The organism is Nitrospira sp., assembly GCA_030692565.1.
Taxonomy (GTDB): domain Bacteria; phylum Nitrospirota; class Nitrospiria; order Nitrospirales; family Nitrospiraceae; genus Nitrospira_D.
Genome location: JAUYAO010000058.1, coordinates 529,053 through 554,273, shown reverse-complemented (window position 1 = coordinate 554,273; position 25,221 = coordinate 529,053). Strand labels below are relative to the sequence as shown.

Sequence of the window (25,221 nt, the reverse complement as noted above, 5' to 3'; positions counted from 1 at the left end):
AGCAGGAAAGTCCGACCACAGACTTCTCTCAAAATAGGTGAGGGGCGGAGTTCCCGAAGGAACCCCGCCCCTCACTGAAGCGATCCTGACTTAAATTACAGCCAGGTTACGCGCTCGGCCGGCCGAATGTAGATCGGCTCTTCGACCTGAATACGCGCCACTTCCTTGCCCGACTTGTTGAAGCCCAGCACGGTATCGTTATACATCTCGAAACGCTTACCGTGGATCTGGGTCTCGAACACCTTCGGACCAGGGATGACGTCGTACCGGAAGACGATCTGCTGACTGGCTCTCCAGAGCTGGAGCACCGCCAACAGTTCGCGGCTGGGCACGAGATACTTCTCGATGGCGTTGTCCACGCCCGGGCCAAACATCTGCCGCGCATAGCCACGGGGGCTGTGCCGCGGTGGGATGTAGAAGCCGTTGGGCTCAGTGCCCCACTGTGGGTACAGCGGGAGCGCCACCTGCTCCACACGAATCGTGTAGTACAGGGGATGCCACCGATCTTCCGCCCAGAGACCGTCCTCACCGATGCGCACCAGGCTCTGCATACGGATCTTTCCGACGCAGGCCGCCATACAGCGCGTTTCCATCGGCTCGCCACCGGTCAACGGGTCCTTCCCTTCGATGCGCGGATAGCACGCGATGCACTTTTCAGACACGCGTGTCGTGCCACGATACATCGGCTTCTTGAACGGGCACTGCTCCACGCACTTCTTGTACCCGCGGCAACGATTCTGGTCGATCAACACAATGCCGTCTTCCGGCCGCTTGTAGATCGCCTTGCGCGGGCAGGCTGCCAAGCAGCCCGGGTAAGTGCAGTGGTTGCAAATCCGCTGGAGATAGAAGAAGAACGTCTCATGCTCCGGCAGACTGCTGCCCGTCATCTTCCACGGTTCGTCCCGTGAAAATCCGGTCTTGTCGATGCCTTCCACGAGGGCGCGCATCGAGGTCGCCGTATCTTCATAGATGTTCACGAACCGCCACTCTTGGTCCGTCGGAATGTACCCGATCGCCGCCTGGCCCACTTTGGCGCCGGCGTCGAAAATGGTCATACCTTCGAACACGCCGTAGGGCGCATGGTGCTTCCGTCCCACGCGGACGTTCCACACCTGGCCACCCGGGTTCACCTGCTCGATGAGCTGGGTGATCTTCACGTCGTAGAACTGTGGATATCCGCCGTAGGGCTTCGTTTCCACGTTGTTCCACCACATGTATTCCTGACCCTTCGAGAAGAGCCAGGTCGACTTGTCGGCCATCGAACAGGTCTGACAAGCCAAGCACCGATTGATGTTGAACACAAAGGCAAACTGCCACTTCGGATGCCGTTCCTCGTAGGGATACAGCATCTTCCGTCCCAGTTGCCAGTTATAAACTTCTGGCATTGTGAATCCTCCTTGTAGTCATGATCCGAATGTAGTGACTCATTGTTACTGACACATTTCCATTCAAGTTGTCCGACTCGCGGCCTTACACCTTGATCTTGATGTGTTCGCCCTTGAGCCACTTGATCATGAACTCGTTTTCCTGACCCGGCGTGAAGCCTGTCCGGACCGGTTCCCACGGACCACGTGCACCGATACCGCCGTCTTCCGCCTTGGTGATGCGGATGAGACATTCCTTCGGTACCGTGTTGATCGCGTGGTGGTCGACCTGATAGCCCCACTTAAACTTCCAGGCAATCGCGTGCTTACCCGGGAGTGAGTCGGTTTGGTGCATCGGCATCAACCAGTTCCGGGTAAAGGACTGTTGGGCCCCATACCGGAAGTTGGACTGATAACCGGTGTCCACCGCGATGGCGCGTCCGTCCGGACGTGTCTCGTGGCCTTTCACCGACTTCGGCGTCGCCACGTACGGGGCGTGCTTCGCCATCGTCACGTGGTACGGATAGGAGGGGTTGTACTTCGCCCGGATCATCAACCGCGCCACCTTGTAATAGGGATCGCTCGGCTTCCAGCCGCGGTACGGCCGGTCCACCGGGTTGCCGTCCACATAGACGTAGTCGCCGTCGTTGATGCCGCGGTCTTTCGCGGCCTGCGGGTTGATGTGCAACTGGTGTTCGCCGACACCAGGCGTCCGCTTGTCCATGCGGTACGGATCGCCGAAGTTCGACTCATAGATCTGTACCCAGTCGTTCACCGACCATTGGCTGTGCACCCGGTGACGGGTCTTCGGGGTGACGCAGTAGAACTGGTACCCTTTTTCCCACAACGGGTTGCTGTGACGCTTGATCTCGTGCCAGGACAGCTTGATGTTCCGGACGGTCTTGTCATCGTGATGTTGCGCCGTGATCGGAATACCGTAGTCATCCGGACGAACATAGGGGTTCGTCGTAAAGATGGCGTTCGGCAGGTACGGTGTCGCTTCCGGTCCCTCACGGTGAGAGATGAAGTTTTCGCCGTACTCGATGGCTTCCGGCTCGATACGATAGTTCTCGTACCGGCCGCTGCGGGTCCACATGGGCTTCGACTCGTTGGTCTCTTCCCAGAAGGGGTGCCGCGGATAGGTACGGACCATGACCATCCAGCCCTTTTCCGACTTCAGCATGACGTCTGCTGAGTAGCCATAGAAGGTCGAGGAGGCATCGAGCATCCGCTGCGCATAGACGTCAACGCGGTTGGTATAGACCATCGCGAAGTAGTCTTTCATGCGCTTGTCGCCGGTCATGTCCGACAATTTCGCCGCCACGCCTGCGAAGGTATCGAGGTCGTTGCGGGTGTCGTACAAGGGGCGAATACCACCCTTCCAAATCTGCACCCACGGATTGGACACCGTCACGGTCATTTCCGGATAGGTGAACTCCATCCATGAGTTACAGGCAAAGGCGATATCGTTGTGGTTGACGTCCGAGGTCATCTCGATGTCCTGAGTGATCAGGGTCTCGATGTTCGGATCCACGTTGCGCACCATGTCGTAATGGTGCTTGGCGTTGTTGAGCACGTTGACGTTGGTCACCCAACGGAACTTGCTCGGGGTTGGCATATGGGTTTTCCCTGTGAAGACCTTTCGTCCATACTTGGGAGTATTGACGATCAAGGCGGTATCACCGTGGTTCCAATACCCGACCTCTTCGCCGTAGTAGTACGACTTGGTCTTAATTTCCTTACCGTGCGCGTTCGGATCCGTCGTGATGTTGAACGGATCTTCACCGGTGTGCACAGCCAGACCAGCGCCGGACCAGGGGGTGGCGGTCCATGTTCCGGCTTTGTAGTTCCCGGCCCAGGTATGCTGTCCCGTTCCGAACTTCCCGACGTTCCCGGTGATGATGAGCACCATCGCGGCGCCGCGGGCGTTAATGGTCTGATGGAAATAGTGACAGGTGCCTTCACCGTTGTGGATCGCGGCAGGCTTGATCGTGCCTGAGTCGCGGGCCCACCGGACGATGAGGTCCTTCGGAGTACGGCAAATCTGATGCGTGGTATCCAGGTCGTAGTCCTGGAAGTGCACCAGGTACATCTGCCACACCGGCATCGCATCGATCTCACGACCGTTGAGCAGCTTCACGCGGAAGGTGCCGTTGAGGGCTGCGTCGATACCGCTGTTCGTATAATGCCATCCCACCTGTTCACGATGGAGGGGCACCGCCTGCTTCTTGTTGAGATCCCAAACCATCATGCCGCCGAGCCGTTCGATCTGCTCCGGCTTCAACGATTGCATGCGGCCCGAGTAGCTCTTCGAGAAGTCGGGGAAGGCATAGTCCTTCACCACATCCCGCGGATCCAGATACTGGAGGGTGTCGGTACGCACCAGGATGGGCGCGTCGGTGAATGACTTCAAGAAGTCAATGTCGTGCATGTTTTCATCGACAATGATCTTCATGGCGCCCAGGAAGAGGGCGCCGTCTGACTCCGGACGCAACGGCATCCAGTAGTCGGCACGATAGGCGGTCGGATTGTATTCGGGCGTGATGACGACCACGCGGGCGCCGCGCTCGATACATTCCAACTTCCAGTGCGCTTCCGGCATCTTGTTTTCAACGAAGTTCTTCCCCCAGCTGGTGTTCAGCTTGGAGAAGCGCATGTCGGACAGGTCGATGTCGGAACCCTGCGCCCCGGACCACCAGGGGTGGGCTGGGTTCTGGTCGCCGTGCCAGGTGTAGTTCGACCAATAACGGCCGCCCTGCGCCTGTTCCGGGCTGACCTTCCGAATCCAGGTGTCCAACAACGCGTTGATACCACCGTTCATACGGGTGTTGCCCATCTTACCGAGAATACCGAGCACCGGCATACCAGCGCGATGCTTGAAGCACCGGGTACCTGCGCCCTTCATCATTTCGATCATTTCCGGAGCATAGCCCTGCTCGCGGAGACGACGCGCACCGGCCTCACCGCTATACCGCGTGGCAATGATCACCATCGCCTTGGCCGCATAGGTAAAGGCCGTATCCCAGGACACGCGAAGCATGTCGTCCAGGAAGCGGCTGTCAAACTTGTATTTCCGCTTGGTGTCTGGCGTCAGCTCGGGGGAGCCGTCGTCCATCCACGCCTTCCAACCTTTCCGCATCAACGGACCCTTCAAGCGATAGGGACCGTACACGCGGCGATGGAAGGTGAACCCCTTCAAGCACATGCGCGGATTATGTGCGAACGTGCCGCGGTTGCCGTAGAGGTCTTCGTAGGTTTGGTGGTCGTAGTTCTGCTCGACGCGCATCACCACACCGTTCCGGACGAAGGCCCGGATGCGGCAGGCGTGCGTATCGTTCGGCGAACAACACCACGTAAAGGATGAATCGTACCGATATTGGTCGTGATAGACACGCTCCCACGAACGATCCGGGTAGTCACCCAGCGGGTTCCCGACTTCGATGACCGGCTGGAGCGCGGTCAACGCCAGGACCTTGTCTGCCACCGCCACCGCGGCGACCGTTCCCGCAGAGACTTTCAAAAACTGTCTGCGTGACAAAAACATTGTGAACACCTCCTAAGTTGAGGGCTCAAAGAGCCCGCGTACCCTTACTTCCGCACAACTGAACCCCACCACCCCCCTTCCTGATGGATCTGCCCAAGAACCCACTCTCGTGCTTAGCTAAATCAAGCTCGTGATTCTTGATCCCGTTAGACATCTGGTGAATGTTCTTGGACATAGCAGGACTTCAGTATCGCAATATCCAAACCATCGCATTTTCCAAAAACCGCAATGCAATCAAATCTTCAAACTACTGTTATATAAAATGAATATGATCAACCGTCGCAGTAAGATCAGAATTCAATGTAACGCCATCAATGAGTAGTTCATGTACCAATGGCCTTAGTATGGGTAAGGCATACTCGCAACACACTCCATAAAAACAATGTGTTGTATATTATTCAGACTGCAAATATAGCGCGCTACCATTTGGTAACGACTTAGCCCTTTGTGGCCCAATTCATAAGCTGCTTGATTCAACCAATTTCTTGGAATGAGCTGCTTGACAGTACATGCCCGTCTCAGTAGAATCCCCCCTCTTCTTGAGTCCTCTTGAGAGCGGGAATAGCTCAGTGGTAGAGCATCGCCTTGCCAAGGCGAGGGTCGAGGGTTCAAATCCCTTTTCCCGCTCCAATTTTTCCTACACTTACACTTCATCACATTTCCTCCTGAACGTTTATAGACAGTGTTATAGACAGTCTCTTGCCTCAAAAGGCTGGTCTTCTCGGCTCTATCCGCGTTGAAACCTGATCGCAGCCTAGCCTCATCCAACGGGTTTCTTCATCATCATGAAGAACAATAATATTAGCTAGGATGTGGCGCAAAGAGAGGAAGAGGGTCTCATACGCTCTGGAACGGAGCCGGTATCAAGAGAGGCGCAAAGCGATCAAAAAATTAAACTCAACGGTCGCGCTAGACAAACTAGCAATTCATCATCTCCGGAGGGGGGGGTGCACCTTCAACTGCATGCTCTTATGAGACTCTACACTTGACCGGGACAGCGTTGGGCTAGGCGATTATGTTGTGCACAGGACTATTCGGTGGACTCTCACAGCTACGTGTGTCGGAGATAAGGATGGCCCACAATTCTGGTATCTAGGGCATCGAGCTCAAACTCGAAAGTCGAAATATTGTCTGGCCAATCATGAGGTTTCTCGCTTCGCGCAACCATGTAGCCGGCGGAATTGACCCAAATCAGCTGGCCTTCATCCTCAAGCGGCGATACTAGAAGACGAGGGAGTCGATATTCGGTCACCGGGCGCACAAGATCAACAGCGATGACAAATTCTCGGACTGTCTGAGTTCCTTCTAAAGCCAGGCGTCGAACGTCAAACCAGTCACGCACTGTACGCGGATCCAAGACATCGTTGGCATCAGTGTCCTCTGGGAAACGGTCATAGTAGCCACGAGCTACCTCCTCAGCTTGAGAGCGATCAACGGCATCTCCCCGGGCAAGCAAGAATGCGGCGACAGGATCGAGCGTACCCCAAGTAATCAATTCCTTAATCCAGAAGGCGATCCAGGGTAGGCCACTTCGTGGCCAATCGCCGATTTCAAGGGCGTGTATCGGCTGCTCCGCTTCAGCTTCGTCTAGTAAAACACCGATCAGACTGCCTAAACCCCAAGCCCCTCGGTAAATGAAATTCTGCGCGACGAAGTCGTACCAGCCCGGAATCTCATTTGGTTGCGGCTGAGTCGACAAGGTAGTCTTTGCCAACCACCAGCGTAGTAATTTTGGCCAATCTTCGAAGTTCCGTCTACGTCCTAAGGCAGTTGAGATTCGGAAGGAGGGCACCTGCGAGAGAAGAGCGAGAATGTCACGAATGAAACTAAATCGTCGTTCGGGCGCCCACCGAGCATAGTCTGCGCCACTCTGAAGCGCGACGCGAACGGTTTCGACAAGATCCAGAAGACTCGTCGCTGAACGCGGTGACAAACTTGTCTTGTAGATGCGGCGGCGTTGGATTGTGTCCGGGTACTGCGCTTTGATCACACGACCACGTGCCAACCATATCGCAGCCAGGCGTGACTCCTCTTGGGCTGACGCGAATGCATATGTTCGGCGCCAAATTGCGGCGAGTTCCGCCTCAAGTTGATCAGGTGCCAACTCCACAAGCCGCAAGTCCTCCACCTCTTGAATCGCTGCGATCAGGAAGGAATCGAGTGTGTCTAGATATTTGTAAGCCGAGCCAGCTTCTCCATCAATGCCGATAACGGCCGTGCGTTCCAGCCAGGTCGTGAAGTCCTCGGAGTTGCCGCCGCCCGTCAGTTGTATCCATGCGGCTTCAAGGGCACGAAGCAGGTGGGCAAGGGGACTTGATGCTTCATCCTCCGGTGTCCCTTCCCTGGATGCGATGGTCGTCTCCTCGATGCCGGCTACCAATCCTTCATAACCGTCCCATTGTCGGCTGGGAGCCAGCCTGGGGCGGCCAAGGCGACCCCGAATCACAGTCCGCTCTGGCAGGACGACAAGCGCACTACCTTCGGCAGAAACCCCAGGACGTCCAGCTCGACCGATCAGATTTGTAAATTCTTGCAGGCTCATTACTGTTGGCCCGCGATAGACGCTGGGGATCAACAGGAAGTTCACGGGAATATTTACGCCTTCGGAAAGCGTCGAGGTTGCGATGACGATGCGTACAAGGCCTCGATCAATAACGGCCTTTAGCCGTCTAGCGAGAAGGCCAGGCATCTTCCCATGATGGACAGCTATCCCCCGACGAAGCAGTCGATACTCCACAGATTGCGCCGTAAAGTAATCCTCTGCGCAGGCAAGACACCGAACCCATACTTCATTGGTCTCGTCAAGGGTTCGATAGTTGGGAAGCGTATTCTCCGACCAATACTCCATGAGGTCTGCGCATGTTGCAGAGAATGCTTCAACGTTCTGCGTCAATGAGATCAAGACAGACGGTTTCGATCCATCCGGTCTCTCAGCAGCAAGTTGCAGAGCAGCCCATAGGGTTGGAGCCCGCATCTGTACCTCAGGCCCTTGATTCTCATCGATCCCGCCGGGCAGCTGAGGAAACGGACTGAGGACATATGGTGTATCTCCCGGACGTTCGTCGTCGAACTTTAGGGATCGACCATCCATCAAATCATAACGGATGGTGTATTGGCCTGCAGCGCTTACCTCAAGTCGTCCAAGCATCTGCCTAGTGCTGCGATAGGACGATGTGGTCGGGATTGCATCCGTCGAGCTAGTGATCCATCGGGCCAAAGCTGGAGCTGCCCGAGCCGCGACTGCCGAGAGGGCCAGTACCCTAAAGCCGTAATCGTTGCGGGCCCGTAGCAAGCGGGATCCTAGATGTTCAAGACGGAACGCGCGTGACGAGCCATCTTCAAGTCCAGTGAGACGAGCCCGATCTTGTTCGACCATGTGTGCTTCATCAATAACCACCATGCGAACTCGGCCAAGGAAGAGGATGCCGAGATAACGTAACAGGGCGTCAGCCTTCTCGAATGTGCAGATGACGATGGTGGCCCGATCTGTCTGCAGCCAGACGTCGGTTGGACCCCAGTCGACGCCGCCGTAGAGGCCTGTCACCATAATTGGTTCCGCAGCAATACCTTTTAGATCCTGTGCAAGCCTACCTTCGACTTCAGCTGCAAGTGCGCGTGACGGCACAAGATAAAGGACTAAGTTTCCCAGTCCAATCTGAGCAAGCCCAAGCGGAACTTCGGGCGGCGCGGCAAACAAGCCCTGTACCAAGGCTAGAGTCGCAACGGTAGTCTTACCCGATCCGGTCGGTGTGCAAAGAACGAACGAGGAGTTCTCACGCAAGCGTTCGATGCCTGCAGCTTGCGCCGGCCAGATGAGTGCGCGGCGGTTGACAAAGGCGGATCGTGCAAACTGGGTTAATGCCGCGCTAGCTGCAACTGTGGAAACTTCGCGGAGGCGCTCAACCTGAGGCCAGAGGCTAGACTCAACAAACTGTCGGCAGCTTGCAGCTGTGAGTACCGCAAGGAGATACGAATAAGGATCATGGCTGTGGAGAAAGCTCGACGCAAGGTTCTCGAGCTTTGTAAGAGCTCGATCCGTCATGCTTTCTCTACCCATCCGTAGATAGTTACATACTGTTCCGATGCACATGAGAACGTGCTGAAAAGTGTGGGCCGTCAGATCTGCTGCGTCGATCCGATTCGTGCCTCCAAATGCTCGTTGATTCAGCCAAAAGCCGTGCGTCGCTTCTAGTGTCGCCGGAAAATCTGCCCGTAAAAATTCCCGCAATATGATGGACATCGGCTCATCGTTTGGCACATAGCGGAGGTGGCCAAGTGCCATGGCTGGATAGTCTGCGAGCTGATAGGCCGCCCCGGCAAGAAGATGCAGCGGTGCCCCAGGTGGCTTCAAACTGGATTGAGATAACCACTCCAAGATCTCTGCCGCCCGTTTTATGGAATCGCGCCAGCCGCTCGCCCGGTCTGCACGCCGTTCAAGTAGGCCACAATGCAGTAGCAGTATTGCTTCGTCGAGATAAGCATCTACGTCTGCAGGCGCAAAGCTTGCTAGGCCCTCACGCCCCATGTCTCGGCGCAAACGCTGACTGTAGAGCTTGGCTTGTCTTTCGGTCAGGGCACTACCCGCGAGCCTGTGACGGACCTCGCGCGCAACCTCGATAGTGGCTGCGTTCGGCATCTCAAGCTCCTCGGTAGAGCGTGTCGATGATGGTGGTCAGGTCTTCGAACTGGAAACTCCATGCCCTCAAGTCTTCGTGCCTTGGTATAGGCTGGATGGGGTGCGTCTACGGGTAACCACGCCACACGGCCATTCCGAACGGGAATACTCCCACAGGTATATCCGACAGCGTCGTACCGCTTCGCACCCCGATAACCATCCCGCCACAGTTTGAGCAACGCTTCGTGCCACGCCTGAGCATCGGTCGTGGCATACTCAGCTAGGAGATTGATAAGTTCCCGGACACCCGAGGGTCTCATCGAGCCCGCTGCGAGCTTCTCGTGTGCTTCTCGGATCTTATCGTTATTATTTCGAGCAAGACACTTGGCCTCAATGGTCAGAACATCGGTGACGGTGTTCTCACCGTTCACGCGGAACGCTAGGCCGTCATCGCCCGTACGGCCAGGGCGTCGCTCAGCAATGCGATCAGGGTCGTAGGTCTCCCCGGCAAGAACGCGCTCATTGATCGACTCGAGATGCTGAAATTCTTGATCGTGTAGACGGAAGAGAAACGCTGGAACTCTCCAATCTGTATGGCCGTGAGCCCCCCAATGCTCGACCGCGAGAACCGCGAGAGTTTCCCCCCAATAGCCTTGCAGCGTGATGCGATGAAGTAGCGCAGGATAATTCGCTGCTGGATCTGTCATGGGGTCGTTAAAGGGCGAGAGGTTGTCTTCAAACCCGCGCCGGACCCGCCGACGCGCGTCATCGAGCGCTTCCTCTATGTAGGCAATTAGCTCGGCTCGGATCGCAGCCAGACCAGAACGATTCTCGCGCCAAACCCTCAGTCGGTAATGCGGATGCGTACTGACAATGCCTTGATTAATTAACCAAGCGTCGAGAAGCTGGCCCGTAAATCGCCTAAATCGAATCATTGGAAGATGGAAATGCCCAGACGAATCATGTGTCTCTTCCGGCCGCATGGCGGCCTAACTATTCGATAGACCGAATAGCCAAGTTGGGACTAACGGACACGCACAAGTTCGCGATTCTTGCTTGTGCCCAATTACTTGTCAATGGTGTCAACAAGGTCGCTGCGAATTACTAACAGGAATTTATAGATTATTCCCTTTCGAGGACGAACTGCTTATACCGATCGCCCAGCTGCTCCACCGCCCGACGCAGCTTCTTGGCCCACCCTTTTGATCGAACCAAATAGTGCCGTTCCAGTGTATCGGCAGGTTGATGCCCGAGAAGGTATTTCACGACCTCTCTTGGAACCGCCTCTTCCTCCTCTCCGTCACCCAAGTCTTCCAAAATCGATGCAAACCATCGCCGCAAATCATGGAATCGTAGATCTTCAATCTCTGCCGCATCTGTCGCTCGTGACCATGCCTTGCCCAGGGCATGTTTGTCCGACCACTCATAGAACACGCGGTCATCGTTTGGTGACGGCTCGCCGGCAGTGAGCGCCGCATAGGCGAAGCGGTTCAAAGGGAGCAACGTGGGATTCCCTTTCTTTTTGGATCTTGCAGGCGGCAACTGCAGCCAGGGCCCATCGGCTTTCTGCACAATCCAACTTGGCCGGATCGCCCACACTTTTTCTTCTCTCAACCCACAGTTCATCGCCACCATCGCAGCGCGTTGAAGCCGATCCGTCGCGACGGCGAAGATACGAGCGATTTCTTCGGCGGTCGGCATGCGATCGCGCACCCCACTCTTTGGCGCCGAGACCCCTTGCAGGGGATTGGCCGGGATTTCTCCAACTTTCGCAGCAAAGTTCATCAAACTCAGAAGAATCGTCCATTCGCGGGCAATGGTGCCATCCGATGCGCCTTTCTTGCGACGCTTCGCGATATAGGCCTGTCCGTCGCTGTACGAGATGTCCCGCATGGGCTGGGGAAAGGCGGGAACGAGATAGGTCTCGAGCACCCGCTCCGGTCTCTTCAGATCCAGCACACCCCGTTCCTTGAGCTCCGACAGATAGCTCGCCTGAAAGTCGGCCATGGTGGTTCCACCGCTACGCGTGCACCCTCCATTGAGCTGGCCAGTTTTAATGCGCTCAATCATTTTCCCCGCTTCGATCATCTCTTCTGCAGGGTCCAGGTCATAACCAAGGGTGGGCCGGTAGCGTCCCTTCTTCCACCAGAAGTCAAGGTCGCTGGCGAGCCCTTTCTTTGTCGTGCGGTGCCGGATAACCATCGGAGGGAGTCCTTTTTTAGCGATAGCGTGAACTGCGGCGACGAAGCACCGGGCGCGGTGCCTGCGGATTCTCTGCGGCAAGTTGGGGTGGCTCATGCTGCGGCTCAAGACGTTGGGGCACAGCAGATGCGGCCCAGGCGAGGAGCGCTTGTTTCTCATAGCGCCAGTCTTTTGATCCGGGTAATTTTATTCGTGGGATGTCCGCACGCTGATAGAGCGTGCTAGGGGAGTAGCGGAGAAAGGCCGCAGCCTCTTTGAGGGTCATGAATGGGCTGCTCTGGTCAGACATCACAGGCTCCTTCCGCAGTAGGGAAGATGTTCCCTCTAGGAACGAGTATGTGTTGGACTGAGGGGTCGTGGGGATCATAGACACTGCCACCTTGAGGCTATTGCTGGCAGTGTTTTCAGAGGGTGGCTCGGGCCGTGGGCTCAACAGGGGGAGTATCTTCCCATCCGGTCATGTATTTACAACGTGTGTACGGTCATGTACACTTGTCGTATACACAAGGAGGCGGCCATGGTTAAGACGGGAGCACCGGGGACAACAGGGCGAAGTGAAACGATCAACCTGCGCGCCAGTCAGAAACAGAAAGGGCTGATCGACCGGGCGGCGGAAGCGCTGGGAAAGAGTCGCTCTGATTTCATGCTCGAAACCGTCTGCCGGGAAGCGGAAACGGTCCTGCTCGACCGGCGCTACTTTGCCCTCTCCAAGGACGCATTCGAGCGATTTACAGCGATGCTCGACCATCCTCCGGCGAGCAATCCGAAGCTGCGACGCCTCCTTCACACACGTGCACCCTGGGAGCGATGAGCCGCCCCGCTGAAATACGTCCGCCAGAAAAACTGTCTGCGAAGCATGACGTGTCCGCCTTTGAGTCCGGCGAGCCGGTCCTGGATGAATGGCTGCGGCGCCGCGCGCTCAAGAATGAAGCCAGCGGGGCTTCGCGCACCTATGTGGTCTGTGCAGATAAAAAGGTCGTTGGCTACTACACCCTCGCCGTTGGCGCCGTCGCGTTGGTGGAAGCGACGGGGCGCGTGCGGCGCAACATGCCGGACCCTCTGCCGGTCATGGTGCTCGGCCGGCTGGCCGTTGATAAGGAACATCAACGCCGCGGCATCGGAACGGGCCTGCTGCGCGATGCGATTCTGCGGACCGTCCAAGCTTCGGAGATCGCCGGTATCCGAGCTATTCTCGTCCATGCCCTCTCGGAATCAGCGAAGCACTTTTATGAGGAATGGGGGTTTGTGGCATCACCAGTCGATCCATTGACCGTCATGATTACTGTCACCGAGGCGGTCACCATGTTGGGAATGAAGGGACAATAAGACTATTAGGCAGGCTCGCCCCGATCGCTCGTGAAGGTGCTGTGACGGTCAGAGGGGCGGGACCGTCGATCCTGAGGTCTTTGGCTCTGGGATGAGGTTCGAGGGGACTGAGGCAAGGAAACGGGAGCGACTGAGGAGAAGAGAGCGATTACGGATGGCCCATCGGCACAAGGCCGATACCCGCGAGAGTTTAACTGAAGACGCACGTACTCCATACGCCCCAGAGTCGTGGGCACCATCTGGAATCCACGGTCTGTCTTAATGGCTTCCAACGGGGTCCGATTCTCACGCAGTCGATTGGAACGATTGAGCCATTGAGCGGCTTTTCCCGGCTCCCCATACACGTCTTCAGCCTGAGCCTGGATACTTCGACACGTTCCTCTGGAGAAAGGGTGTTGTCGCAAGGCAGATTCATGATCTCCAATGGCACCTGGAATTAGGCTGCAGTCCATCGCCATGTATCTACAAGGGTGAATGCGAGGCGTTCACTGAACCTCGATCACCGCATTCACCTGTGGCATCCCATACTCTGCGGCACCCGTGAAGACGGTGAGATTTGGCAGCACCTGTGCGGTACCGCTATGGTGCGTGTGCCCGCAATACACGGTAAGCTGACAATGCGGTCTCCCCCGCATGGTCTCGAGCAACACATCCCCAACCGCCTGGCAGGCAAAGAACGGGAGCCACTCGTCAGTGCTCACCTGCCCCTGATACCAGCAGGATTCTCGAAAGGGAGGCACATGGGTGAGGAGAATCACGTGCGAATAACGCTCACAAGCCTGGGGTAAGGTCTGACGAAGATACAGGGCAGCTTCGTCACCTAGGCGCATTAGTCGTTCCTGAAGTTGAGGCGATGTCAGCCCCGTCAGCTCCTTGATATAGCGATGGTCGTTCAGCTCCACCGGGGATGTCGCATAGTTCCCGTACCGGCTATCACCCCAGCCATCATGGCCCACTAACGCGGTTGATGGAGTCAGAGGAACAATACCGGCCTCCGGCAGATAGGTCAGCAACGGATGTCCGTGCAGGCGTGCTCGAACAGCCATGCGCACCTCTGTGATCGACCCACGATAGAAGTCGTGGTTCCCAAGAACAAAATAGATGGGTCTATTCAGAGCCTGGTTCATCGCCTCGAGATGACTTAGCAGCGAGGGCGCAATAGAGATATCCCCGGTCACAAAGATGATATCCGGACTGTCCCCTACGATAGAGTCGAAGAAACTCGCGCACTCCGCGTGACTCAAGAAATCCAGATGTATATCAGTGACCCAAACCGCACGCATGGTGCCCTCACGGTGTACATGACCCTACGAAGAGAAGGGCGGGCCTCTCCCCACCCGCCAACCAGAGAATCCGTTTCAGATTGTGGCGGATCCTATTGGGAATAGCTTCGCGGGGTGGCACGGTGTTCGGCTTCATCCTGCTCGCGTGTGACGCTCGCCCTCAGTCGCCCCATGATTAGGCCAGCGTGGGTCTGCGGCCTGAGGGCTTCGACTCCGGGTCGTCTTTGGCAATACCGGATAACACCACCGGCTCACGGTCTGGAAATTGGGCGATCAGAGACAGGTTCCCGCCCATCGCCTCAATGGCCTTTCTGAGCGTGGACAGTAAGAGATCGCTTCGTTGCTCGAGGCGCGACACGCTATCCTGCGTGATCCCCAACTTCTTGGCCATCCGAACTTGCGTGAGCTTGCGCGCGTGCCGCAGTTCACGCAAGGTCATCTCCTCGGCCATCAACTCGGCAGCACGGCTCTCCACCTTCTTGCGTTGGATCGGGCTCAACGGCTTGATTTTCTCATCGACGTTCGTCGCCATGGTTATGCCCTTCCCTTCTTCCGCCGCCCCACGTGCGGTCCGAAATGCTGAAGGAGACGCGTCAACGCTAAAAGCTCCGTTTGCACGTCTTCGTGGAGCGTGTCGAACTCCGGCTCAAGCTCGTCGCCAACTCAACCATCCAACTCACGGCTACAATATGGCATAGAGAGCATATGCCTTAAAAGCCATATTAACGAGGGACGGAACTCCACGACTGCGAAAACCACTCCACTGCTCTCCGGCATGGGTAGGACGTATATGGAACAGGGAGCGAGACAGGGGCGCAGCGACGCCCGTCAACGATCCGCTCGTGTCATGGCCCGTTCCTCAGACACAGGAATGGGTGTGTTGTGAGAGTCGGGGCGCTCACTTCATGAGCTGGGCGCGAACCTTCTTAGGTACAAGGTCGCGCCCATTCTCCAAATAACTGGCAACGGCGGGAGGCAGATCACGCAGGACGAACCCACGCAAGGCCGTCACAAAAATGCTCCCGTCACGCATGTCTGGTGCGCTTCCGGCGTGGTACAGCCGTGAAGTCGTCGTACCATCCGGCCAGCAAGATCGCTTCGTAGAATTGGGCAGCGCCCTCATACGCGCAAATCCGCCAGCGAGTCTTATTGTCCGCGCAGCGGACCGACACCCGAAACCGACCATCCATCAATTGTGTAATCACCGTCTGTTCTCCTTTCGTTCTGTGATTCGTTTGAGCGGGCCATCTCGCCTAAGGCCGATGCGTAGTCCCCGCCGTTTAATGAGATCTTCGATCAGGCTATGCTATTTCTTGCGTAGGTACCGCGGTAGCAATCTGTCCACAGACCCACCGGCACGGTGAGCGTTCAGGCCCAGTGGCCTGCGGAGTCATGATCGGATGCCTGTTACCCGCCGCCGTCGTACGGGCGCCCGTTTCAACGGAGAGGCTCTCAGGCGCACGGTCTGCCTGGTGTCAGCTCTCCACCTCGCCGGCGGATGGCCTCTGCCTGACGGACGCACACCACAAGGGCAGGCAGCCTATAAATGATGGGATCACCCGCAGAACCCAGCACCCCCAACTCAAGCCGCCTTGTGGCACAGAGTGGGGAACTGCCCACCAATGACAGATCGTCCACGGTCAAAGTAGTAATGGAGTTCCGTCAAGCTCAGGGGACCGCCCAGGGGGCAGGCGAGAGATCCGTGTCCAGCGGGCGCCGGCACGCGGGACAGGTCTGGAGGGGAAGGGGCCGTGCACTCGCAACTCCGATATATTTGACGATCTCGTCATGTGCTTGGTCTAACAGGTGGCAATACGTCCGGTACGTGAAGCCCACATCCGTATGGCCGAGCCAACTACTCACTAATTCAATGCGGGCTCCAGCTAGTAGGACGGAGGTGGCAAAGGTATGGCGCAAGTCGTGAATGCGGCGATAGCGGATGCCGAGATCCGCCAGCAGGACTTGCCACACGTCCCGTCGGAACGCGGCGAGACTGAGGGGGGTCTCTCGGTTTTTTCCCGGGAACAGCAAGACGGTTGGCGCCAACCAGCTGGTTTGTTCTTCATACTTGAGAAATTTGACATAGGCTTGCAAGACGAGGAAGAGGTCATCGGTGATGGCAATGACCCGGTCCGACTCGTATTTGGGCGTGTCCTCGATCCCACACGTCCAGGTGGCCTTGATCCGGATCTTTCTCAGTTTCCAATCGATGTCCTCGAGTTTTAAGGCCAACGCTTCGCCAATCCGCATGCCTGTCCTGAGCAAGAGTAACAACAGGCAATGGTAGCGCGGTGCCAGAGTTTTAAACGCTTCCACCAGCTGGCACTCATCTTCGGCGCTAAAGGGGGTAGCACGAAATTTCTTCCACTTTTTCTGTTTCAACAACTTTCTGGCCTGCTTAAGGGGGTTCTTCTTGATCAGATCCCGAGCGATGGCCGCATCGTAGAGCCAGACCAGGACAGAAATGCGACTACTGATGGTCCCGCGCTTCAGTGCGCTCTCCCGCCACTCGATAATGAGGTCTTCAATCAGCTCCAAATCCTCAAGGGCCTCAAGGGGCAGGTGGCCCAGGGCTGGAAAGATGTTGTACTTGAGAATATTGGTGTAGTTGACCATCGCACTGTGCTTCATCCCGCCCCAATACCGACGTTTCACAAACAGTCCTAAGTCGGCCACGGTGGACTGCGGCGTGAGACGCCCCGCTGACTCATCGGGGTCATCGGATGACGGGAAAAGCGGGATGATGGGTGCGGGTTGTGCCTGTACACTCCCCTCGTGACGAGACGCTTGACCAGAGTTCGTGGGCATGTCGTCTCGACCTGGCGCCACGACCTGGTGCTCGGGAGTGAAAACGGGGTTAGTCTTCGGTTTCATTGTCTTGTTCCCTTTCTCCTACATCCATGAGGCTGTCCTGCTGTTGAGGGTCACAGAGATCGTCGGTATGCCGGTCTCGTTTGTACAACGCGGTGACTGCGGGGTAGGACAGCATCTCTCGACACTGGGCGATCTGATCCGTCGACACCAGGCTCTGGGCGTGGGCCGCTTCCAGTAATTCCAGAAGCGTATATGCGGCGAGATGACCGCTCACAGCTGACTCCTTTAACACAAGATCGTTGAGCCACTTCTGAATCATTCCGACATCGAGCCGTGACAGCAATAGAGAGCCAAGTGAGGGCATGATTTGACTCAGGCTACACCGCCGGATGCGACGACCTCTGGATGGACTCCATGTACCCGCATGCCTGAGAAACCATCTCCGACCGAATTCGTTGAGCGTCAGCGATACCGTCATCATGGTTGTGTGACCTGTCCCGTGCGACACCAGGCGTAGGAGGCTGGATGGCTCGTCCGCAACCCGTCGACGATCGTCGAATGCAGAATTTTCGCAAGGGCCCGGCGAATCTTGGTCCGACGTTTCTGGGTGACCTTGTGGCTTGCCAGCATGGCGTCCAGTGTCTTGAGATGGCCTTCGCTGACAGCGATCACAGGTACCGTCTCTAAGACCGGATTTAAGAAGCGTCTGACTGCAGACCGATATTCATAGAGCGTCCAGGCTGCCCACAACTCCTTCCGGGCCTGATACCAACGATAGGCGTAGTCCACAAACAGAATGTCGGCTGGCGGGGAAGGATCCATCCTCAACTCGGCCCCCAACGGCTTGTGTTTAGGCAACGGCTGGGTGGTCGGCCGGAAGGTCAGATCGCCCGCATTGATGTGCTCCAGCCAGGCTGTCCGCGCCGCAATCGCTTCCACTTTCGTGAGAAAGGATTGCACGGAGTCCCTCTTGCGTTTGACCGTGACATTAATGTCGTAGACGATCGTGCCATCGATTAGGGACCGCGACGTAACCCCCTCATCCCCCACCTGCATTCTCGGCACCGGCGGGGGACTCGGCCGTTGGCCTTGCTTCAGAAGCTTGTAGGCCTCACGCTGGCCCTTCTTGGCGTCCTGTTCTTCACAAAATCTCCCGATGTAGATGGTCTTCCCCTTGTACCGAACATTGGCCTCATAGGCGATCCGGTTCTTGAGTACCCGCAGCACGATATGTCCTTTCATAACCCCTTCTCCTTGGTTGACGACCCACGTGGGGCTCACGAGGGTGGCTCGTCTTAAAACCTTCTGTGCAACACTGCTTCTCAATATGAGACGCGCTGGTCAAAAAGTGGGATGGCTCGTCCTGCCAACATCGCGGACCTGTTGGCAGTGTTTTCACCAGGAGAACGTTGGCCTTGCAGGGCACGGCGGAGGGGTCTGGGGAGGGGCAGGGAAAGCCCTAAACACGGTGTCAACCACGTTCCGGGGCAGGCATCCCCACGCGCTGCCGGAGTTCATGTTTCTGGGGACACTCGCCGATAGAGTGGAACGCGTTTTGGATTGGTACGGCAGGAACCACGGAGAGCAGACCGATGAGCGAGCACCACCTGATCCCTGAGCTGCAGGCGCTGTTGGAGGTGGTCGAGACGAAGGAGGCCAACCGACAAGCTCGGCTCAAGATCAGTTCGACTCGACTGAACGACCGTGGTGCCGCCTTCGTCCTTTTACCTGAAGAGACACAGCGTGCCATCGTGAACCTGGTCCGGGAGACGACCAGACTTCCTCGTGATCCCGCCATCAAGGATCTCCAACGGCAACTTGATGAAAAGGATGTTGCTCTTGAGCCCTTGAGGCAAACAAATGAGGAGTTGGCGCTCCTCCTAAATAACAGAGACAACCAACTGAGTGATCGAGGAAAGGAAATTGCGGAATTGCGGGCGATGAACACGAAAATGGAGCGTGAACTAGTTGAGTGCCGAAAACAGAAGAATGTACCGCGGGAACAGCAGGAGGCGACGCTCACTAAAGAACGTCAAGAAGAGCGAGCCAAAACGCGGGAGGCAACCGTAACGTGGACTATTGACCAGCGATATGAAGCTTTTCTCCAGTCAGCGGAGCTTTACAAAGAAGCCGTCTGCGAATGCAAGACTACCCAGATCAATTGCCAGGGCGTTACAAAGCAGGTCGCGAACATTCGCCATAAGCTGTCCGTCATCGACAAAGCAATAAAGAATATTCAGGCACCCTAAGAGGCGAGGGTTGGCCCATAACTACAGTCCCTCTCTCCAACGTCAGTTAGATAGGGTAATCGAAAGTGCTCATCCGCGAAGGCAACGCCTCTGGCAGCAACCATAGGTCGATTATCCTGCCCCCCTCATCTGCATGAGACTCTTCGCTGTGATGCATTCCGCATCAATACGTGGTCGACTGATTCTCATGGAACACCCGTCTCACAAGAGGGGTTGTTCCGGACAGAGCACGAGACGTAATTGCTCAACCAAAACTGCCACGAGATGTGCCTGCGTTAACTCACGATAGCTCAGGTGCCGAACGCTACAATAGAGAGGATAGCGGCCACCTTGAATACTGGTCAGCACCTCATGGTCGGTCAAGGATGGATAGATCCAGAGTGTGGTGTGTGGCGTATCCACTTCGAGTCCGATATACGGGGTGACCTCGTCCATGGCCATTAGTAGATGCGCCGTTACGCCTTCAAGACAGAGTGTATTCACCAGCTCTCTCAAAACTGGCGCCGCGATCTCAGACGCCAGGACTTGAAAGCGCCGGCCTGCGTCTGCGTCGTCCGGTAAGACCCCCCGATCCTGACTCTCACGGATCGCTGCTCTCAAACCCATTAACTCACTGCAGTCGTTCATGTTTCTCCTCCTTCCTCAGATCATTATTCTTGTTGGCTCGAACGGCATGGGAGACGGTGACGCGACTCTCCCGTGAAACTCGCGTCACCATCCTCGGCGTTACTGATTCACGGCGTTGGCTCGGCGTGGCCCGAGAAGACGCAGTAACGCCTCCTCCATCAACCGGCGGAGCGACTCTGGCTTTGCCCGCTTATAGAGAAAGCGGCTTTCATAGCCTTGTTCCTTTCCCGTGAAACGCCGAGCCAGGAAACAGACCGTCATGCCATCTTCTGCAGGCGAAAAAAACAAGCCAACGTCGTTGACGTAGAACCCGAGGCTGCGGGTCTCCTCGTCCGGACCGGTGATCGTGACCTCCAGTCCTGCATCCTCTAAGGCTTCTTTGGCTTCATGAAGCACTGGGAGAATTTGAGCTGTCGCAACTTCTTGAAACCGCTCCCAGCTCACCGCGGATGGCATGAGCAGATCGTTGGCCTGCCATTCCAAAAGCTTAGATCGCAAATAGGTGAACGATGTGGTCGTGGATTCCATGGGGAACCTCCTTCTGTGGGGTAGTGCCGCGTGGCGGTCGGAGATAACGCGGCAATTGTTGTTCAGCCCGACCGCTTCACGCGCCCCAATGGGTGGCCCGTCTTCTGGTGTCCCGGCACGAAGGAGCTTTCAGCAATGGCATGGCGGGAGCGTGTGACTCGGCGGAGATCAGTCGAGGGATGCACTCACGATGAGGAATGTAGGACGATGCAGTTGCGCCGGCTGGGACGGCCTAGTGCATGTATGGGGCGAGCGGGACAATCAGCAGAAAACAGCATGGATGATGATGGCCCGAGCCGAATAGACAACAGGGAGGCAAGGGGGAAATTCCTACACGGTGCGCTCTATAGCTCGACGCAGTCGGTGAGCTTCGTCATCGAGCTTTGCTTTCTGCAGGGCATAGATGGCGTCCCACACGAGGCGTTCGAGTTGCTGAATCTTCGCCTCGCGCTGCGCGATGGCCGCATCCAGTCCCACCCATTGTCGAATGATAGCCCAAGATGCCCTATATTCGTTCAGTAAGCCGACAATGTACTCACCTCCGGGCTGGGATGCCTTCTGAGTCCATTCGCGCTCGGTCGCTTCAATAGGCACGAGCACGGTACTCGGTTCGGCAGCGCAAAATGCCTTGGCAATTTCAAGAGCTTCGGCAAACGGAATATGGACTATTCCGTGCCGATCAACATACGCATAGGGATGCGCTTTGTTCTGATCGACACGGGCACGAACTTTGAGTCGTTCTATAGAATCGGGAGGTCCGGTAAGGACTCCTCTATAGCCACTAACGCCCGGCTCTCCTATAGACTCACATATCTGTCCCAGGACATTGTCCAAGGGCGATGAGGCTTGATACCCATTCTGCTCGTTATGCACCTGAAGCTGGCGTTCGCGTTCTTCGTCTCGCAGCAACGCCTTATGATCTTTCCATCGGACAATGAGGTTCTGAGATTCGACGTAGTCGACGAGGCCTGGGTTCGGCTCGATCCACTCAGCCTTCCATTTCTTTCCTCGTACAAATTGGAGGATGCGCACACGCTGAAGAGGCGCATTGGCCTTGCGAGACTCACGAAGGGCGTAGTCTTTGCCAACCTCAATTTCGGACTTCTGCATAGGCAGCCTCTGTACGCAGGGCTACATAAAAAGTCAGTTCAGTTCTGTGCCCCAGTAGATCCATGATCCTGGTCGGACTTCTTATTCGCTTCCACTAGAGAAAGTAACCGCTCAACTGCATTCTTCGCCTCAAATCCTCTATAAATTTCCTCTTCCCGCACTTGTATCGGCGAGGTTCCATCCGTCTTCTTTGCTCCCATATGCGTGAGTAATTCAACTACATGCGAATGGTCATAGTAGAGTGCTAAATCCAGGGGAGTATTTCCATCTTTGTCTTTCCGATTAATATCGGCCTTCGCCTCGATAAAGACTTGCGCAATGAGAGAGTTTCCTTGCTTGGCTGCTTCATGAAGACCGGTACTACCATACTCATCTGCGGTGTCTGGAGATATGCCTGTTAAAAGCAATTGTCGAACTAGTTCAGCCCGACCGTCAAACGACGCAGTGACAATAGCATCTGGGTCATTAATGTATGAGGGAAGGTCACTCATGATGGGCACTCCAAAAAGAAAGATACTCGTCAGGGTGTAGGGCCGGGGGGATTGTTATACGTGATCCGAAAAACGGTATCGGTCAACCAGCGCTTGAACGACTCGTTGTCCATGAACTGCTTGAAGAGCTCCGTGTCATCTTTGAGCACGGCGGTCATGACTCTCGCCAGCGCCTTGTCATGTTCGATCCGGGCGTTTTGTTTGTCGGAATGCTGGCGAGCGTTTTGATAAGCGCTGTCGGCGGCAACCTTGGCGGGGATTTCTTCGGTAATCAGCTTGTGCACCCGATCTGCGTCGGTCCACGGGATGTTGCCAAATTGGTCGTTAAACGCTTTGAGGATATTGGAGAGCCGGTCGAGTTCAGGCTCAGACTTATGACCGCCTCCACTCGTCGGCACCGGCTCGATCTCGGCATTCTCGTCCGGCAACTGAATCTTCATCACCGCTTTTTTCTCAACGCGGTAACTGTCCATATCAATCGCGTCGAGAATCCCCTTCGAGAGATCTTCCTCCTTTGGAGCCGGCAATTTGGGCACAAGGAAGTTTAGGAAGATCGACAATTTCTCCCACCCGGCGTTGGTGTAGGGCAGAATGGAAGCGAGAAACCCATAGGTGCGCGTGAAGGCCTTGGCCTTTCCCTTAAAATCTACTTGCCCATTCTCGTTGAGCTGCTCTTTGTAGACAGCGACGCAGGCATCCAGGATCGGATCGAGCTTATCCCGATCTGCCCCGCCCAGGTAAAGCGCGACGAGTTGGCCGATCTGTCCTGAATCGTAGACTTGATACCCATCGAGCACGGCCTTCAGATCGTGCAGCTTGTTGGGATCGGTCTCTTCGGCAAGGATCGTCGTGCGGTAGTAGTCGGCAAACGCTTCTTTGATCGTGTCGCTGTCGTTCATGAAGTCGAGCACGAACACGTCATGCTTCTGCGGATGGGCACGGTTGAGGCGTGAGAGGGTCTGTACCGCCTTGATGCCGGAGAGGACCTTATCCACATACATCGTGTGCAACAGGGGTTCGTCATAGCCGGTCTGGAACTTGTCAGCACAAATCAAGAAGCGGTACGGGTCCTCTTGAATCTTGTCCGCGATCTGGCTTGAGGGAAAGCCGTTAAGCGAGGCTTCTGTAACCTTCATCCCGCCGTAGTCATGTTCGCCTGAGAAGGCGACAATAGGATGGTGCGGACTTTTGCGCTCGGCCAGATAGTCTCGGAAAGCATGGAAGTATTCGATGGCCCGATCGATGCCAGTCGTCACCACCATGGCCCTGGCCTGCCCCCCGATCTTATTCAGTGCCAGCACTTGCTCATGAAAATGGTCCACCATAATCTCGGCCTTCAGCCGGATGGCGTGATCGTGGCTCTCGACGTAGCGACGCAGCTTCTTCTTGGCCCGCTTCGTGTCGAACTCCGGATCGCCCTCGACCTTTTTCACGAGCTTGTAGTAGCTCTCGACCGGCGTGTAGTACTTGAGCACGTCCAGGATAAAGCCTTCCTGGATCGCCTGCTTCATCGTGTAGCTGTGGAACGGGCGGTGCCGCACCTTCCCCTCGGCATCCGGCGGCAGCGCCTCGCCGAAGATCTCCAGCGTCTTGTTTTTGGGCGTCGCGGTGAAGGCAAAGTAGCTCGCGTTCGGCAGGAGCTTCTTAGCCTCCATGATTCGGTTGATCTTGTCCTCCGTCGTCTCGTCGTCCTCTTCGGCCCCGGCAGTCGACAGCGCCATGCTAATCGCGGCCGAGGTGCGGCCACCCTGGCTTGAATGGGCTTCGTCGATAATGATCGCAAACTTCTTCCCGCGCTGCTCGCTGCCGATTTCCTCCAGGATGAACGGGAACTTCTGCACCGTGGAGATGATGATCTTCTTCCCCTCGGCAATGAACTTGCGGAGGTCTCCAGAATGCTCGGCATGCCCCACGGTCGCCCCCACCTGGGCAAACTGCTTGATGGTGTCACGGATTTGTTTATCGAGAATACGGCGGTCGGTCACCACGATGATCGACTCGAACACGAGGGTGTCGTCCTTACGCAAGCCGATCAGCTGATGGCCGAGCCAGGCAATGGAATTGGACTTCCCGCTTCCGGCCGAGTGCTGAATCAAATACCGTTGGCCCGCGCCATGCTGCCTTGCATCCGCGAGAAGCCTCCGGACGACATCAAGCTGATGATAGCGCGGCCAAATCTGCACGGCCTTCTTCTTGCCAGTCCTCTCGTGCTTTTCCTCCACCACCTGAGCGTAATTCTCCAGGATGTCGGTGAGGCCGTTGCGGGTCAGAACTCGCTTCCAGAGATAATCGGTCTTGATGCCGTTCGGATTCGGGGGATTCCCGGCCCCATCGTTCCAGCCTTGATTGAAGGGCAGGAACCAGGAGCCTTTTCCTTTCAGGTGAGCACAGAACCGCACTTCGTGATCGTCGAGGGCGAAATGCGCCACACAACGGCCGAACTCGAACAGCTTCTCGCGCGGATCGCGGTCGCGCTTGTACTGCTCCACGGCGTCTTCGACCGTCTGTTTCGTCAGGCTATTCTTTAGCTCGAACGTGGCGATGGGGAGTCCGTTGATAAAGAGACCGAGGTCCAGCGCCCGCTGGGTTTCGTCACGGCTATACCGTAGTTGTCGCGTCACCACAAAACGGTTCGCCGCATTGAGAACCTGCGCCTTCTCATTCCCCTCTGAAGGGGTGCCGAAGAACAGGTCGATATGGTTCGGCCCGTCCTTCACACCATGACGCAGGACCTGGATCGTGCCGTGCCTGGAAATCTCGCCTTGCAGCCGGGCCAAAAACTTCCGCCGAGTCGGGCTGTCATGGTCGAGATCAAGCGCCTCGGCGATGTTCGGCTGGGTCTCGATCAGAAAGGTTCGAAGTTGGGGAAGATCGACACAGAACTCGCGGTCGTAGTCGTCAGAGGAACCAGCAATCCAGCCGCTACCTCCATAGACTGCTTTGGGGTGACCGACGACTGGGTCTTTCAAAGAAGGCTCAATCGGGACACCAGTCATCGCCGCGAAGATAAGACTCTCCAGGCCCTTCTCGCTGGTGTCGGTCTTCATCCTGGTATCACTCCCGCCCCT

The 25,221-nt window shown here is 56.4% G+C and carries 19 protein-coding genes and 1 tRNA gene; 4 read left to right on the top strand and 16 right to left on the bottom strand.

The window, feature by feature from the left end:
• Positions 1-95 precede the first annotated feature (95 nt).
• Together Q8N04_19385 and Q8N04_19380 are read right to left on the bottom strand one after the other, a co-directional pair.
• A complete protein-coding gene (locus Q8N04_19385) occupies positions 96-1,385 on the bottom strand; it encodes a nitrate oxidoreductase subunit beta (GenBank protein MDP3092843.1) in 1,290 nt (429 codons plus the stop codon).
• A gap of 85 nt (positions 1,386-1,470) precedes the next feature.
• The gene (locus tag Q8N04_19380) at positions 1,471-4,908 is read right to left on the bottom strand and encodes a molybdopterin-dependent oxidoreductase (GenBank protein MDP3092842.1); all 3,438 of its coding nucleotides are present in this window, start codon (positions 4,906-4,908) and stop codon (positions 1,471-1,473) included.
• A 555-nt stretch (positions 4,909-5,463) separates the two neighbouring features.
• On the opposite strand from Q8N04_19380, the gene Q8N04_19375 reads away from it, so the two are divergent.
• A tRNA-Gly gene (locus Q8N04_19375) sits at positions 5,464-5,538 on the top strand.
• Positions 5,539-5,959: 421 nt separating this feature from the next.
• On the opposite strand, the gene Q8N04_19370 is transcribed toward Q8N04_19375, so the two are convergent.
• From Q8N04_19370 to Q8N04_19360, 3 genes are all read right to left on the bottom strand, one after another.
• On the bottom strand, positions 5,960-9,544 hold the full coding sequence (locus Q8N04_19370) for a DEAD/DEAH box helicase (protein ID MDP3092841.1): 3,585 nt from the start codon (positions 9,542-9,544) through the stop codon (positions 5,960-5,962).
• Positions 9,545-10,645: 1,101 nt separating this feature from the next.
• The gene (locus Q8N04_19365) at positions 10,646-11,725 is read right to left on the bottom strand and encodes a tyrosine-type recombinase/integrase (GenBank protein ID MDP3092840.1); all 1,080 of its coding nucleotides are present in this window, start codon (positions 11,723-11,725) and stop codon (positions 10,646-10,648) included.
• Between the two features lie 16 nt (positions 11,726-11,741).
• Positions 11,742-12,014, bottom strand: a complete 273-nt coding sequence (locus Q8N04_19360) for a helix-turn-helix domain-containing protein (protein ID MDP3092839.1) — start codon at positions 12,012-12,014, stop codon at positions 11,742-11,744.
• 228 nt (positions 12,015-12,242) lie between these two features.
• Here Q8N04_19360 and Q8N04_19355 point away from each other — a divergent pair, with 228 nt between their 5' ends.
• Both Q8N04_19355 and Q8N04_19350 read left to right on the top strand, forming a co-directional pair.
• Complete coding sequence (locus Q8N04_19355) at positions 12,243-12,536, top strand: DUF1778 domain-containing protein (protein ID MDP3092838.1); 294 nt, start codon at positions 12,243-12,245, stop codon at positions 12,534-12,536.
• Complete coding sequence (locus Q8N04_19350; GenBank protein ID MDP3092837.1) at positions 12,533-13,051, top strand: GNAT family N-acetyltransferase; 519 nt, start codon at positions 12,533-12,535, stop codon at positions 13,049-13,051. The genes Q8N04_19355 and Q8N04_19350 overlap by 4 nt, the downstream gene beginning before the upstream one ends.
• A 485-nt stretch (positions 13,052-13,536) precedes the next feature.
• Here Q8N04_19350 and Q8N04_19345 read toward each other — a convergent pair whose 3' ends face one another.
• The 6 genes from Q8N04_19345 to Q8N04_19320 form a co-directional block, all read right to left on the bottom strand.
• Positions 13,537-14,334, bottom strand: coding sequence for a metallophosphoesterase (locus Q8N04_19345; protein ID MDP3092836.1), 798 nt, complete (start codon positions 14,332-14,334; stop codon positions 13,537-13,539).
• A 175-nt stretch (positions 14,335-14,509) separates the two neighbouring features.
• Positions 14,510-14,866, bottom strand: coding sequence for a helix-turn-helix transcriptional regulator (locus Q8N04_19340; protein ID MDP3092835.1), 357 nt, complete (start codon positions 14,864-14,866; stop codon positions 14,510-14,512).
• A 493-nt stretch (positions 14,867-15,359) separates the two neighbouring features.
• Positions 15,360-15,539: a hypothetical protein gene (locus tag Q8N04_19335; protein MDP3092834.1), complete on the bottom strand. Its 180-nt coding sequence runs from the start codon at positions 15,537-15,539 to the stop codon at positions 15,360-15,362.
• Between the two features lie 463 nt (positions 15,540-16,002).
• Complete coding sequence (locus tag Q8N04_19330) at positions 16,003-17,208, bottom strand: site-specific integrase (protein MDP3092833.1); 1,206 nt, start codon at positions 17,206-17,208, stop codon at positions 16,003-16,005.
• Positions 17,192-17,512: a hypothetical protein gene (locus Q8N04_19325; GenBank protein MDP3092832.1), complete on the bottom strand. Its 321-nt coding sequence runs from the start codon at positions 17,510-17,512 to the stop codon at positions 17,192-17,194. Before Q8N04_19325 ends, Q8N04_19330 begins: the two co-directional genes overlap by 17 nt.
• Positions 17,513-17,625: 113 nt before the next feature.
• On the bottom strand, positions 17,626-18,390 hold the full coding sequence (locus tag Q8N04_19320; protein MDP3092831.1) for a hypothetical protein: 765 nt from the start codon (positions 18,388-18,390) through the stop codon (positions 17,626-17,628).
• A gap of 350 nt (positions 18,391-18,740) precedes the next feature.
• On the opposite strand from Q8N04_19320, the gene Q8N04_19315 reads away from it, so the two are divergent.
• Positions 18,741-19,397 carry a hypothetical protein gene (locus tag Q8N04_19315; GenBank protein ID MDP3092830.1) on the top strand — a complete coding sequence of 219 codons (657 nt, stop codon included), beginning with the start codon at positions 18,741-18,743 and terminating at the stop codon, positions 19,395-19,397.
• Positions 19,398-19,598: 201 nt separating this feature from the next.
• Here the strand turns inward: Q8N04_19315 and Q8N04_19310 are convergent, their stop codons facing one another.
• From Q8N04_19310 to Q8N04_19290, 5 genes are all read right to left on the bottom strand, one after another.
• Positions 19,599-20,024 carry a hypothetical protein gene (locus Q8N04_19310; protein ID MDP3092829.1) on the bottom strand — a complete coding sequence of 142 codons (426 nt, stop codon included), beginning with the start codon at positions 20,022-20,024 and terminating at the stop codon, positions 19,599-19,601.
• 99 nt (positions 20,025-20,123) lie between these two features.
• Positions 20,124-20,552, bottom strand: coding sequence for a hypothetical protein (locus Q8N04_19305; protein ID MDP3092828.1), 429 nt, complete (start codon positions 20,550-20,552; stop codon positions 20,124-20,126).
• A 330-nt stretch (positions 20,553-20,882) separates the two neighbouring features.
• Entirely contained in the window at positions 20,883-21,662 is a 780-nt protein-coding gene (locus Q8N04_19300) for a hypothetical protein (protein ID MDP3092827.1), read from the bottom strand.
• A gap of 38 nt (positions 21,663-21,700) precedes the next feature.
• On the bottom strand, positions 21,701-22,153 hold the full coding sequence (locus Q8N04_19295; protein ID MDP3092826.1) for an ankyrin repeat domain-containing protein: 453 nt from the start codon (positions 22,151-22,153) through the stop codon (positions 21,701-21,703).
• Positions 22,154-22,182: 29 nt separating this feature from the next.
• Positions 22,183-25,200, bottom strand: a complete 3,018-nt coding sequence (locus Q8N04_19290) for a type I restriction endonuclease subunit R (protein ID MDP3092825.1) — start codon at positions 25,198-25,200, stop codon at positions 22,183-22,185.
• Between the last annotated feature and the right edge of the window lie 21 nt (positions 25,201-25,221).

Excerpts from the sequence above, each read along its gene's own strand:
- Q8N04_19290 (MDP3092825.1), bottom strand. The coding sequence starts at position 25,200 with ATGAAGACCGACACCAGCGAGAAGGGCCTGGAGAGTCTTATCTTCGCG.
- Q8N04_19360 (MDP3092839.1), bottom strand. The coding sequence starts at position 12,014 with ATGTCTGACCAGAGCAGCCCATTCATGACCCTCAAAGAGGCTGCGGCC.
- Q8N04_19325 (MDP3092832.1), bottom strand. The coding sequence starts at position 17,512 with ATGCCCTCACTTGGCTCTCTATTGCTGTCACGGCTCGATGTCGGAATG.
- Q8N04_19310 (MDP3092829.1), bottom strand. The coding sequence starts at position 20,024 with ATGAACGACTGCAGTGAGTTAATGGGTTTGAGAGCAGCGATCCGTGAG.
- Q8N04_19355 (MDP3092838.1), top strand. The coding sequence starts at position 12,243 with ATGGTTAAGACGGGAGCACCGGGGACAACAGGGCGAAGTGAAACGATC.
- Q8N04_19350 (MDP3092837.1), top strand. The coding sequence starts at position 12,533 with ATGAGCCGCCCCGCTGAAATACGTCCGCCAGAAAAACTGTCTGCGAAG.
- Q8N04_19345 (MDP3092836.1), bottom strand. The coding sequence starts at position 14,334 with ATGCGTGCGGTTTGGGTCACTGATATACATCTGGATTTCTTGAGTCAC.
- Q8N04_19380 (MDP3092842.1), bottom strand. The coding sequence starts at position 4,908 with ATGTTTTTGTCACGCAGACAGTTTTTGAAAGTCTCTGCGGGAACGGTC.
- Q8N04_19330 (MDP3092833.1), bottom strand. The coding sequence starts at position 17,208 with ATGAAACCGAAGACTAACCCCGTTTTCACTCCCGAGCACCAGGTCGTG.
- Q8N04_19295 (MDP3092826.1), bottom strand. The coding sequence starts at position 22,153 with ATGAGTGACCTTCCCTCATACATTAATGACCCAGATGCTATTGTCACT.
- Q8N04_19370 (MDP3092841.1), bottom strand. The coding sequence starts at position 9,544 with ATGCCGAACGCAGCCACTATCGAGGTTGCGCGCGAGGTCCGTCACAGG.
- Q8N04_19385 (MDP3092843.1), bottom strand. The coding sequence starts at position 1,385 with ATGCCAGAAGTTTATAACTGGCAACTGGGACGGAAGATGCTGTATCCC.
- Q8N04_19365 (MDP3092840.1), bottom strand. The coding sequence starts at position 11,725 with ATGGTTATCCGGCACCGCACGACAAAGAAAGGGCTCGCCAGCGACCTT.
- Q8N04_19340 (MDP3092835.1), bottom strand. The coding sequence starts at position 14,866 with ATGGCGACGAACGTCGATGAGAAAATCAAGCCGTTGAGCCCGATCCAA.
- Q8N04_19315 (MDP3092830.1), top strand. The coding sequence starts at position 18,741 with ATGAGCGAGCACCACCTGATCCCTGAGCTGCAGGCGCTGTTGGAGGTG.
- Q8N04_19320 (MDP3092831.1), bottom strand. The coding sequence starts at position 18,390 with ATGAAAGGACATATCGTGCTGCGGGTACTCAAGAACCGGATCGCCTAT.
- Q8N04_19305 (MDP3092828.1), bottom strand. The coding sequence starts at position 20,552 with ATGGAATCCACGACCACATCGTTCACCTATTTGCGATCTAAGCTTTTG.
- Q8N04_19300 (MDP3092827.1), bottom strand. The coding sequence starts at position 21,662 with ATGCAGAAGTCCGAAATTGAGGTTGGCAAAGACTACGCCCTTCGTGAG.